The sequence below is a fragment of the Corynebacterium sp. 239_CJEI genome, from assembly GCF_001055995.1.
GTDB lineage: Bacteria > Actinomycetota > Actinomycetes > Mycobacteriales > Mycobacteriaceae > Corynebacterium > Corynebacterium jeikeium_D.
Genome location: NZ_JVOW01000010.1, coordinates 51,942 through 63,864 on the forward strand (window position 1 = coordinate 51,942; position 11,923 = coordinate 63,864).

9 protein-coding genes are annotated in these 11,923 nt (G+C 56.5%); 8 read left to right on the forward strand and 1 reads right to left on the reverse strand.

The genetic code is table 11. From position 1 onward, the window contains the following. The first annotated feature begins 25 nt into the window (after positions 1 to 25). From ADB08_RS03390 to galK, 4 genes are all read left to right on the forward strand, one after another. Entirely contained in the window at positions 26 to 982 is a 957-nt protein-coding gene (locus tag ADB08_RS03390; RefSeq protein WP_049170826.1) for an aldose 1-epimerase family protein, read from the forward strand. Positions 983 to 1,260: 278 nt separating this feature from the next. Next, positions 1,261 to 2,922 carry a sodium:solute symporter family protein gene (locus ADB08_RS03395; protein WP_172954607.1) on the forward strand — a complete coding sequence of 554 codons (1,662 nt, stop codon included), beginning with the start codon at positions 1,261 to 1,263 and terminating at the stop codon, positions 2,920 to 2,922. A 16-nt stretch (positions 2,923 to 2,938) separates the two neighbouring features. Beyond that, positions 2,939 to 3,220 (forward strand): hypothetical protein, encoded by a 282-nt coding sequence (locus ADB08_RS03400; protein ID WP_049170832.1) that lies wholly within the window; start codon positions 2,939 to 2,941, stop codon positions 3,218 to 3,220. A 9-nt stretch (positions 3,221 to 3,229) separates the two neighbouring features. Continuing rightward, positions 3,230 to 5,641, forward strand: coding sequence for a galactokinase (gene galK / locus ADB08_RS11880; protein WP_080971474.1), 2,412 nt, complete (start codon positions 3,230 to 3,232; stop codon positions 5,639 to 5,641). A gap of 30 nt (positions 5,642 to 5,671) precedes the next feature. Here galK and ADB08_RS03410 read toward each other — a convergent pair whose 3' ends face one another. Then, the gene (locus tag ADB08_RS03410; RefSeq protein WP_224433133.1) at positions 5,672 to 7,060 is read right to left on the reverse strand and encodes an MDR family MFS transporter; all 1,389 of its coding nucleotides are present in this window, start codon (positions 7,058 to 7,060) and stop codon (positions 5,672 to 5,674) included. A gap of 264 nt (positions 7,061 to 7,324) precedes the next feature. Here ADB08_RS03410 and dapB point away from each other — a divergent pair, with 264 nt between their 5' ends. Genes dapB through ADB08_RS03430 form a run of 4 tightly spaced genes read left to right on the forward strand, consistent with a single transcriptional unit; the run spans position 7,325 to position 11,895 of the window. Then, a complete protein-coding gene (dapB, locus tag ADB08_RS03415; RefSeq protein ID WP_049170836.1) occupies positions 7,325 to 8,077 on the forward strand; it encodes a 4-hydroxy-tetrahydrodipicolinate reductase in 753 nt (250 codons plus the stop codon). A gap of 20 nt (positions 8,078 to 8,097) precedes the next feature. Beyond that, entirely contained in the window at positions 8,098 to 8,850 is a 753-nt protein-coding gene (gene thyX / locus ADB08_RS03420) for an FAD-dependent thymidylate synthase (RefSeq protein WP_049170838.1), read from the forward strand. Between the two features lie 58 nt (positions 8,851 to 8,908). Further along, positions 8,909 to 9,814 carry a 4-hydroxy-tetrahydrodipicolinate synthase gene (gene dapA / locus ADB08_RS03425; RefSeq protein ID WP_049170841.1) on the forward strand — a complete coding sequence of 302 codons (906 nt, stop codon included), beginning with the start codon at positions 8,909 to 8,911 and terminating at the stop codon, positions 9,812 to 9,814. Then, on the forward strand, positions 9,814 to 11,895 hold the full coding sequence (locus tag ADB08_RS03430; protein WP_049170842.1) for a ribonuclease J: 2,082 nt from the start codon (positions 9,814 to 9,816) through the stop codon (positions 11,893 to 11,895). The genes dapA and ADB08_RS03430 overlap by 1 nt, the downstream gene beginning before the upstream one ends. Positions 11,896 to 11,923 lie beyond the last annotated feature (28 nt).

Consider the following 11,923-nt stretch of genomic DNA (forward strand, 5'->3'; position numbering starts at 1 on the left):
AACCCACGTGGAAGGTAATTTGCGCATGCAACTTGTCGCGCACGATCATGAATTCATCGACATTGCGGCCGGTGGCTATGTCGCAAGTATTTCCCAGTTCGGTGGTGGACCGAGATCACTGGAGTACTGTGGCCTGCCACTGCTGACTGACTATCCCAAAGGGTTCAATCCACCGTTGTCCGCAGGTACGCTCCTGGCTCCGTGGCCGAACAGGGTCGCTGACGGAGTATTCATCTTTGATGGGGAAGTCCATCGACTAGATATTTCGGAGCCGTCCCGGGCGAATGCTATTCACGGATTTGTTGCAGATCGCGTTTGGTCTGTGGTCGATTCTGATGACAGCAGCGTCACCTTGGGCGTGGAAGTTGAGCCGCAACCGGGCTGGCCTTGGGAACTCGGTATGACCGTGCGCTGGCAAGTCACGTCTGCAGATGGCCTATCGGCGGAGTTCACAGTGCATAATCGCAGCGATAGGGAGTGCCCGTTTGGTCTGGGCTGGCATCCCTATTTAAGCGCGTTGGGCGCTGACTTCGGCAGTTGCACACTACGGTTGCCCGTTGATAACAACCTGCCACTGGAGCCAATTCGAAACTTGCCCGCCGGCCCAGCGGTGCCAGCGGAGACAGTGGTTCCCAGCCTTCGAGAGGGGGTATCCCTGGATGGACTGTGGCTGGATCACTGCTTCTTTGCTGCCGCGGAGGCAGCGGGGAGTCACTCACCGTGCCGTCGTGAAGCACATTTGGTTGGACCAAATGGCAAGGGTGCTGTGCTCTGGGCCGATGATGAATTCCGCTTCTTCCAGGTCTATGTTGCCGACGCTGGACGACGAGAAGGATTTCCTGGGCACGGGAATGCGATTGCGGTGGAGCCAATGACATGTCCGCCGGATGCGCTACGCTCCGGTACCGGTTTGCTGCGAGTTCAGGCTGGAGAGACAACAACTCTTGCCATGGGACTGCGCGCGGAAACGGGCGGAAAATAGTTTTCCCAGCGCAGAAGAGTGCAGCCCCCTCAATCGGGTTAAAACCTTCTTAATTAATTCACCTGGAATTAAGAATGGAAAATACACTTGGGGACGAATGTAAAAGAATAGGTCTTCCTTTTGTTCCGGATAGTGGCTATCTGGCCCCACACTTCGGGGTAGGTCGAGCCACTTTCACGGCCTTGATGGGCGTGCACCAGCCAGGTGCCGAGAAAAAGAAATCCCAATTCGTGCATTTCCTGAATACGTTTTGACTCCCTAATTGTGAGGAGGCCGTCGTGATAGTGGCGCAATCAGCCCTACGGCTCGAGGCATCATGGGTGGATTACTCCATTGTTGCCCTATACTTCCTATTCGTCCTAGGCATTGGCTGGGCTGCACGAGCCAAAGTGTCCAGCTCCATTGACTTCTTCCTCTCTGGGCGCTCACTGCCGGCTTGGGTGACAGGGTTGGCGTTCGTCTCAGCCAACCTAGGCGCAGTGGAAATCGTCGGTATGTCCGCAAATGGTGTGGAATACGGTTTCCAGACCATGCACTACTTCTGGATTGGTGCGGTTCCCGCCATGGTGTTCCTGGGCATTGTCATGATGCCCTTTTACTATGGCTCCAAGGTTCGCTCAGTACCAGAATTCATGCTGCGTCGTTTTGGTCCCGGAGCGCACCTTGTCAACGCGATTTCATTCGCCGTCGCGCAGCTGCTCATCGCGGGTATCAACCTTTTGCTGCTGGCCAAAGTGGTCAATGCGCTACTCGGCTGGCCACTGTGGCTGACATTGGTCGTCGCTGCAGTCATTGTGCTGTCCTACATCACGTTGGGCGGACTGTCCGCAGCGATTTACAACGAGGTACTTCAGTTCTTCGTGATTGTCGCAGCTCTAATGCCACTGACTCTAATCGGTCTGCACAGCGTCGGCGGCTGGTCGGGGCTTAAGGAAAAAGTTGCCACTGAATCGCACTTCCACACCTGGCCGGGCACGGATATTTCTGGTTTTGACAACCCGGTAGTTTCAGTCATCGGATTGGTATTCGGTTTGGGATTCGTGCTGTCCTTTGGCTATTGGACAACGAACTTCGTGGAGGTTCAGCGATCCATGGCAGCCGATTCGCTGTCGGCCGCACGCAAGACTCCAATTATCGGCGCGTTTCCAAAGATGTTCATTCCGTTCATCGTGGTGCTGCCGGGCATGATCGCCGGCGCGACTGTCGCACCCATCATGGATCAGACTGCCAAGCCTAACGACGCAATTCTGTACCTAATGAGAGATTTGCTTCCCAACGGCCTGCTGGGCATCGCTATTGCAGGGCTACTAGCAGCCTTTATGGCAGGTATGGCGGCGAATATCTCCGCGTTCAACACAGTCTTTAGCTACGACATTTGGCAGACCTACGTCGTCAAAAATCGAGCAGATGATTACTACCTCAAGGTTGGTCGTATCGCTACCATTGGCGCGACCGGCATCGCAGTGTTCACCGCATTGATTGCCGATAATTTCGGCAACGTCATGGACTACCTGCAGACGCTATTCGGCTTCTTCAACGCACCGTTGTTCGCTACCTTCCTTATCGGTATGTTCTGGAAGCGCATGACGCCGACAGCAGGTTGGACGTCTCTGCTCGCAGGAACGGGTGCTGCGATTTTGTACTGGTACATCTCCGAGTTCACGTCGGCAAGCGCAACCATCTTTGAGCTGCCGGGGCAAGGCACTGCGTTCGCTGCCGCCTCCGTGGCATTCGTCGTCGATATTGTGGTGGCTGTGGTCGTTTCGCTCATGACAACGCCGAAACCCGATGAGGAGCTGGTGGGCTTCGTCAAGTCCGTCACGCCGAAGGCTCACTTCACAGACGCTGCTGAGGCAGAGCTGCCATTGTTACAGCGAACTGTTCCGCTGGGTATTTTGTGCCTGGTGATGGCCGTAGTTCTTAACATCGTTTTCGCATAGGAGCTAGTGAGAAATCATGTCACGGACACACAACAATTCAACTGTAGAAGCGACTATCAGCACCGGTAATAAGAAAGCAGGTGCCTTTGACATTCGCAATGTCATTGGGGCGCTGCTTGGTCTTTACGGCATCATTTTGCTGCTGTCGTGGCTGTTCCTCGATCCTGGAGTTAACCCGGAGACCAGTGTTGCCAAAGAGCCGATGTATAACCTGTACAGCGGCATAGCCCTGCTTCTCTTTGCAATCGTTTTCTATGCCTGGGCAAAACTGCGCCCAACGGTTGTCGAAGAATCATAAGGAGTAAAAATGACAACCGATGACCAGCCTTCTCACGCTTTTTCGGTAACGCGCACTACGCTTGCCGACGGTCGCGAGCTAATCTACTTCGACGATGAACCGGACTATGTCTCGGGCAAAAAGACTCGAAAGTTAACCGACGAACGTGATTTGCCACAGGCGATTACGGAGTCGGAGCTGCGCCAAGATCCGCTGACAGGTGATTGGTACTGCTACGCGGCGCACCGCATGAACCGCACCTTTATGCCTCCTGCTGGTGAGAACCCACTAGCTCCGACGCTGCCGGAACAACTTCCCACAGAGGTGCCTGCCAGTGACTACGACGTGGTGGTTTTTGAAAACCGCTTCCCTTCGCTTTCCATGCACATGGAAGTTCCGGATGACTTTGCCCAAACTGTCGACGGCGCCGAGATTTTCCCGCGGAAGCCGGCCTTGGCTCGGTGCGAGGTTGTCTGCTTTACCCCGAATGTTTCGGACTCCTTCCGGGATCTGACCTTTACTCGTGCTCGCACCGTTATTGAAGCGTGGGCGCACCGCACTGCGGAACTCAGCAAGCTCGAAGGTGTGAGGTTGGTGTTCCCCTTTGAAAACAGGGGCAAGGAAATTGGGGTAACGCTGCAGCATCCTCATGGGCAGATTTACTCGTACCCGTATCTGCCCCCACGTGCGGCAGCCATTGTTTCACGCGCGAAAGCCCACTTCGAAACCACCGGTCGTGACCTCTTTGAGGATGTCCTGGAGGCCGAAAAGGCTTCAGGTCGACGGATCATCGCAGAAGGGGAGTACTTCACCGCATTCGTCCCAGCTGCAGCTAAGTGGCCAGTCGAAGTCATGATTATGGCTAACCGCGCTGTCGGTAGTTTTCAGGAGCTGACCGATGCGGAGAAGGACGAACTGACAGCAATGTACCTTGACCTGCTGCGACGTATTGACCGATTCTTTTCCGGCATCGACAAAACGCCGTACATCGCAGCATGGAACCAAGCTCCGGTAGGCGAGGATCACCAGTTTGGCCGCCTCCACCTGCAGCTCTATTCCATGATGCGCTCTGCAGGACGCATGAAGTTCCTCGCGGGTTCAGAGTCCGGGCAAGGAGCCTGGATTTCGGACACGACCCCGGAGGCAATCGCTGACCGCTTCCGGGAAGTTGGCCAGACTCGCTGGCTTCCCACTCGCTCCCATAAACAGGCGGTATCTGACGTAACTGAGCAATTCCGCCGCAGTTTCGGTTCGGAACCACAGGGCGTCTTCCGCGCCCCAGGCAGAGTCAACCTGATTGGCGAGCATGTCGATTATGCCGGTGGTATCTGTCTGCCATTCGCGTTGGCACAGAGTACTTTCGCAGCGGTGGGTGCCCAGGCTGCTGGTGACTCGTGGACAGTGCGAGTTGTTTCGGACTTGATGGACAAGGACGACGCCGCAGACGGTGACAAGCCGGTTGCTATCGCAATGTCCGATGTCGGTCCGAACTCTCCTGCAAATTGGACGGGATACGCAGTTGGCACTATCTGGGCTATGCGTGAGGCAGGGCTGTTGCCCGCGGATTGTCCAAGCCTTGACATTGCGATTTCCTCCGATGTTCCGATCGGTTCCGGGCTCTCCAGCTCCGCCGCTCTGGAGTGTTCTGTCGGCGTTGCAGCCTTTGAGCTCGTCCACGGGCGCGCACCAAACGATGAAGAGCAGCAGGGAATTGTTGAGGCGGCTATCCGCGCAGAAAATGAGGTCATTGGTGCCTCTACCGGCGGTCTGGATCAGCGTATTTCCATCAAGGGCAAGGAAAACCACGCACTGGTCATTGATTTTGCGAAGAGTTCTGACCAGCTTGTAAAGGCTGCTTTCGCAGACGAGGACCTAGAGGTTTTGGTAATCAACACCAACGTTCGGCATAGTCTCTCGGATGGTCAGTATGCGACGCGTCGCGGAATCATCGATGCCGTGACAAATGGTCTTGGGGTATCTGATTTCCGCGGTCTGGATGATGCAGTTGGTGCTGCTATCAATTGGGCGAAGGAGAACGTCCCAGCTGAGGCAGATAGGGATCAATGGGTTGATACCGTGGCGCGCCGAGTACGTCACGTTGTTACCGAAATTGACCGGACGGCACAGGCGATTGAAAAGCTTTCCGAGGGGGACTTCGAGGCCTTTGGCACGTTGATGGTGGTAAGCCATCTTTCGCTGAGGAATGACTACGAAGTTTCCTGTCCAGAGCTGGATCTTGCTGTGGACGTAGCGCTTGAGCAGGGGGCGCTTGGTGCCCGAATGACTGGCGGTGGCTTTGGCGGCAGTGCCATTGCGCTGCTGCCACACGACCGTGTCAGTGCTGCAGCGAATGCAGTTGCGTCGGCCTTCCGTGACAGAGGAATGCCGGAACCGGAGTTTTTCGTTGGAAATCCCGGGCCGGGAGCAAGCCGCCTAGTTTAGGCGGTATTCCCCCCCGGTCTTGGGGGGGGGCTACTGTAATGCAATCTTCTTCCGCTGCGGCTTGAGCAGCGTGGTGAGGAAGATTAGCACCACGGCAAATCCCGCGGCGGTAAACATCGCAATGCTATAGCCACGAATCAAGTCGTCGGCGGCAGGAGCTGCTGCACCAGTGCCGGACAGGCCAGTGGCAATAACAGCTGACAGCGCCACAAACAGTGCGGTACCGACAGCGCCGGCAACCTGCTGTAGCGTGTTCATGATTGCTGAGCCATCCGGGTAGAGGCGCTTCGGAAGATCACCAAGACCGAATGTGAACAGCGGAGTAAACAGCAGCCCCAGGCCAATCTCAAGGACGATGTGGCAGGCGACAATCCACCATAGCGGAGTCGATGCTGAGATGAAGCCGAGCCCGAAAAGACCGAGGGCAAGGACAATGGAGCCGGGAATTGCCAGTGGGCGCGGACCATAGCTGTCAAAGAGCCGGCCGACAGCCGGTCCCATCAGACCCATAACCAGTGGACCAGGCATCACAATCAAACCAATAGTCTTGACGTCGACACCTCGCAGATTGAGGTAGAGCGGCAAAATGATGATCACACCGAACATCAGCATGAAACCAATGGTCAGAATGATTGTGGACAGCCTAAAGCTCTTTGTGCGGAAGGTTCGAAGATCCAGCAGAGCTCGGTTGTGCGGTGCCAAACGGCGCTGGCGCATGATGAAGAACACCAACAGCACGATGCCGACTGCGCACAGGATTCCGTCGATAAGCGAAAACTCTGCGCCTACGCGGCTCAGCGCGTACACCAGCGGGCCGAATGCGCCGGCACTGAGGAACACCGAGAGGATATCGATGGGCTTCGCGGAGTTTTCCTCAATATTGGGAACGAGGATGACGCCCACTACCAGCACAATTAGGCCGAGCGGCAACATCGTGTCGAAAAGCGCATGCCAATTGTTATTGGCAATCTCCAGAATGAGACCGGAGATGGTCGGTCCGATAGCAGGCGCGACAGCGATGACCACGCTCATTCGTCCCATCATGCGCCCGCGCTCATGCTCCGGTACTACGTTGAGCACCGTGGTCATCAGCAGCGGCAGCAGCACTGCGGTACCGGACGCTTGGACAATGCGTGCGAGCAGAACGATCGCGAAGTTTGGCGCGAAAGCACCGATGAGAGTGCCCACGACGAATAGTCCTTGACTGACCGCGAAAAGAATGCGGAACGGCACTGCCGAAATGAGAAATCCAGTGACCGGAATGACAACTGCCATGGTCAGTAGGAACGATGTTGTCAGCCAGCCTGCGGTAGCTGCGCTGATTCCGAGGTCCGCCTTGACGACGGGAATTGCGACGCTCATGACCGTCTCGTTCAAGATAGCCATGAATGCCGCAGCTAGTAGCACGTAAATGGCCATATAAGCACTTTTGGGCGCATCGGCCTGTGGTGCCTCCGAACTTGGGCTGAGTTCGGAATCTTCAGATTCAGAAACCAATTGAAGTCTCTTTCTATATATCGGTACAGAAATAGGTAATTGTCGAAGATATGGAATCTTAGCGCAACAAAAACCCCGTCGTAAGTCGACAAAAAGGCAAAGCGGACGGGGGCATTGGCACACAAGTTGGCCAACACATTCTAAGGTAAGGGAGAAAGATAAACCCGTTGGGAAAGGACAATAGCTGTGAGCAATATCAAGGTCGGCGTACTTGGCGCCAAGGGCAAGGTAGGGTCCACCATCTGCGAGGCAGTCGAAGCCGCCGACGATTTGGAGCTGGCAGCGGGTCTCGACTCTGGCGATGACCTGAATGAACTTGTCACCGCTGGTGTGCAGACCATTGTTGACTTTACTCAGCCCGACGCTGTGATGGGCAATCTTGAGTTCTGCATTAAGAATGGCATCAACGCCGTCGTGGGTACTACGGGTTTTACCAAGGAGCGCCTCGATCAGGTGCAGCGCTGGCTTGACGACGCCGCCGGTGAGGCCAATGTTCTTATTGCACCGAACTTCGCAATCTCCGCGGTACTGACGATGAAGATGGCGGAGCTAGCCGCTCCGTACTTCGATTCCGCTGAAGTTATCGAAATGCACCACCCTTTTAAGAAGGATGCCCCCTCGGGCACCGCTATCCACACTGCTGAGGCTATTGCTCGTGCTCGCAAGGAAGCCGGCATGGGGGAGCAGCCGGACGCCACTGAGCAAACTCTCGATGGTGCTCGCGGTGCTGAGGTCGAGGGCATTCCGGTGCACGCAGTCCGTATGACCGGTTCGGTGGCTCACGAGACCGTTATCTTTGGTGCAGAAGGGCAGTCGCTCACCATCAAGCAGGACTCCTACTCGCGCACCAGCTTCGTACCAGGCGTTCTGCTGGGTGTGCGCAAGATTGAGGATTTTCCGGGCCTGACTGTGGGACTGGAGCCGTTCCTGGGACTTTAATGGCCGGGAGTTAACTGAAAATGTCTGAAAATGTCACTCTCAAGGCGCAGCTAATCGCCGCGACCAACTTCTTCCCGCCGGAGGACATCGACTTTGATACCGATGCCGATGGTGGGGAAGCATTGATTGAGTTCTCCGGCAGGGCTTGTTATGAAACGTGGGACAAGCCCAATCCACGAACGGCGACGAATAGGGGATATCTGCGACATGTGCTTGAGGTAGGCCACACCTCACTTTTTGAACACGCAAGTGCAAGCATCTATGTTCGTGGGCTGTCGCGCTCGTGTGCACATGAACTCACACGGCACCGCCACTTTTCCTTTTCGCAGTTGTCGCAGCGGTTTGTGCCGGCCAGTTCCAACAATGTTGTGGTTCCTCCCGCAATTGCGGAGGACCCGGATCTGTTGCGAGTTTTCGAAAGCGCGGTTGATCAGTCCCGTTTCGCCTATGGTGAGTTATTAGACGCACTGGAAGAGAAGTGGGCCGACGAGCCCAACGCTATCTTGCGGCGAAAGCAGGCACGCCAGGCAGCCCGGGCGGTTTTGCCCAATGCCACCGAAACTCGAATCGTGGTTACTGGTAATTTCCGGTCTTGGCGCCACTTCATTTCGATGCGTGCGACTGAGCATGCCGATGCTGAAATTCGGGAGTTGGCAGTGGCTTGCCTGCGGGAGCTGCAGCGCTGTGCTCCTGTTGCTTTTGGGGATTTTGAGATTAACACTCTGAAGGATGGGTCGGTCGTCGCGTCGAGTCCTTACGCCTTCGAGGGGTAATCGCACGTACAGTGTGAAGATATAGTCGATTGAGATTTTTAAGAAAAGGTAGTCAACAATGAGCACAGGAATTGCGTCAACTCGCGGTGCTGACATTTTCGGCACCGTCGCCGTAGCTATGGTGACCCCTTTTGATAAGGACGGAAACCTCGATGTCAAGGCGGGTGTGCAGCTCGCTGGTCATCTTGTAGACGGTGGCTGCGATGCACTCATTCTGGCCGGTACTACCGGCGAGTCGCCTACTACGACGGTTGAGGAAAAGCTTGAGCTTCTCCGAGCTGTCCGTGCAGAGATGGGTGACGAGGTTAAGCTCGTGGCCGGTGCCGGCACCAATGACACGGCCGGGTCCATCGAGCTGGCAAAGGCTTCTGTGGAGGCGGGCGCGGATGCGCTGCTCGTCGTCACGCCGTATTACTCCAAGCCGTCCCAGGAGGGGCTGTACCGTCACTTTACGGCAGTGGCTGACGCAACCGAGGCGCCGGTGTGTCTGTATGACATTCCACCGCGTTCGGTTATTCCGATTGAAGTTGATACCATTTACCGGTTGGCGGAGCACCCGAGAATCCAGGCTGTTAAGGACGCCAAGGGGGATTTGGGAGCTGCCGCCGGCATTATCGCTAATACTGATTTGGCGTGGTACTCCGGTGACGATGTGCTGAACCTTCCGTGGCTGTCTATTGGCGCCACCGGGTTTATTTCCGTTATTGGACATGCAGCCCCGCAGCTGCTGGCTGAGGTGCGCTCTTGCTTTGACAAGGGAGACCTTGCTGGTGCGCAGGCTGCCCACGCGAAGATGACTCCGCTGTTTGCCGCTCAGGCTGCACTTGGCGGTGTAAGTTTTGCTAAATCCGCTCTGCGTCTGCAGGGCATTGAGATAGGAGATCCACGCTTGCCGCAAATTGCAGCAAATGACCAGCAGCTTGAGGTGCTTGAAGAAGCTATGCGGAAGGCAGGTGTTCTGTAGTGGCTGAAGGACGCAATCGCGCCCGCAAGGTAACTCGTAAGGCTGGTCCGCCTTCCGAGTCCGACGTGGCTGCAGCAGAGCAGTCCAATAACTCTGCATCCAAGGGTTCCGACAAGGGTGGAGCTAAATCCAACGGCTCGAAGTCCTCGCAGCGTTCCGGTGAGCGTAAGAACTCCGGTAACGCTAAGAAGTCCCAAGGTTCCTCGAATTCTTCCAACCGCGGTTCCCGCGGTGGTCGCGGTGGCCGTGGAGGTAATCGCGGAAATAGTTCGAGGGGTGGCCGTGGCGGACGCGGTGGCAACCGTCGTAACGTAGTCCAGTCGATGCAGGGTGCGGACTTGACCCAGCGTCTTCCTGCACCGCCGAAGGCCCCCAAGGACGGCCTGCGCGTGGTTGCACTGGGCGGTATTTCCGAAATCGGTCGCAATATGACCGTGTTGGAGTACAAGAACCGCCTGATCATCGTCGACTGCGGCGTGCTGTTCCCGAGCTCGGATGAGCCGGGTGTTGACCTGATCCTGCCTGACTTCTCCTACATGGAAGACAAGTGGGATCGCGTGGAAGCTCTCGTGGTCACCCACGGTCACGAGGACCACATCGGTGCTATCCCTTGGTTGCTCAAGCAGCGCGCGGACATCCCGATTATTGCTTCTCGCTTTACCCTGGCACTGATTCAGGCCAAGACACAGGAACACCGTCAGCGCCCGAAGGTCATCGAGGTCAACGACACCAGCCACATTCAGCGTGGCCCGTTCGATCTGCGTTTCTTCAATGTCAACCACTCGATTCCGGAGTGCCTTGGCATCGTCATTAAGACCGGAGCCGGCATGGTCGTCCACACCGGTGACGTGAAGATGGATCAGACCCCGCCGGACGGAAAGCCGACTGACCTGCCGGCGCTGAGCCGCTACGGTGATGAGGGAATCGACCTCTTCTTGTGTGAGTCCACCAACGCTACGATTCCGGGCTTCTCGGGATCCGAGGCGGAGCTGGCTCCAACTCTGCGCCGTCTGATTATGGATGCCAAGCAGCGCGTTATCGTCGCGGCCTTCGCATCGAATGTTTACCGCGTGCAGGCGGTCATCGACGCAGCTGTTAAGGCTGGCCGCAAGGTTGCCTTCAACGGTCGCTCTATGATTCGCAACATGCGCATCGCGCAGGAATTGGGGCTGCTGACCGCTCCGGAAAATACCATTGTGGAAATGAACGAGGCCGCTCGCATGGCGCCCCACAAGGTCGTGCTGGTGACTACCGGTACGCAGGGTGAGCCAATGGCTGCGCTGTCTCGCATGGCCCGCCGTGAGCACCGTCAGATCACCGTCCGTGATGGCGACCTGATTATCCTCAGTTCTTCGCTGGTACCCGGTAACGAAGAGGCAGTCTTCGGCGTTATCAACATGCTGGCCCAAATTGGTGCCACGGTTATCACCGGTAAGGATGCGAAGGTTCACACCTCCGGTCACGGCTTTGCCGGCGAGCTGCTGTTCCTCTACAACGCAGCTCGTCCGTCGAACGTCATGCCGATTCACGGTGAGTGGCGCCACCTCCGTGCCAACAAGGAGCTGGCTGTGTCCACTGGCGTGAAGCCAGAGAACGTTGTCCTGGCTCAGAACGGTGTGGTAGTCGACCTCGTTGATGGCCGCGCTCGTGTAGTTGGCCAGGTTCCGGTCGGTAACCTCTACGTCGATGGCGTCACCATGGGTGACGTCGACGCTGACGTGCTGGCAGACCGTGCTGAAATGCGTGAAGGTGGTCTTATCACCGTCACAGCCGTCATTGATAACCGCACTGGCCGCCCGTTGGAGAAGCCACGGGCTCAGGCTCGCGGTTACTCGGACGACGCCAAGGAAGTGCTCGAAACCGTCGAGCAGGTCGTTGACGATACTCTCTTTGACCTGGCTGGCAGTGGCGAGAACAACCCGTACCGTATGGCTCAGGAAGTTCGTCGCCGCACCGAGCGTGTCATTAACCAGAAGTGGCGTCGCAGCCCGATGGTTGTTCCGACAATCGTGCCGATGTCCTCTGAGGCAGCCGAAGAGGTTACCGATGAGGAAATCCAGGAGTCGCGCGAAAGTATCTAAATTTCTAGAGCGTCTTTTAGCGTAAGAG

Coding starts and splice junctions, on each gene's coding strand:
- ADB08_RS03400 (WP_049170832.1), top strand. CDS start 2,939: ATGTCACGGACACACAACAATTCAACTGTAGAAGCGACTATCAGCACC.
- dapA (WP_049170841.1), top strand. CDS start 8,909: ATGAGCACAGGAATTGCGTCAACTCGCGGTGCTGACATTTTCGGCACC.
- ADB08_RS03390 (WP_049170826.1), top strand. CDS start 26: ATGCAACTTGTCGCGCACGATCATGAATTCATCGACATTGCGGCCGGT.
- galK (WP_080971474.1), top strand. CDS start 3,230: ATGACAACCGATGACCAGCCTTCTCACGCTTTTTCGGTAACGCGCACT.
- ADB08_RS03410 (WP_224433133.1), bottom strand. CDS start 7,060: ATGGCCATTTACGTGCTACTAGCTGCGGCATTCATGGCTATCTTGAAC.
- thyX (WP_049170838.1), top strand. CDS start 8,098: ATGTCTGAAAATGTCACTCTCAAGGCGCAGCTAATCGCCGCGACCAAC.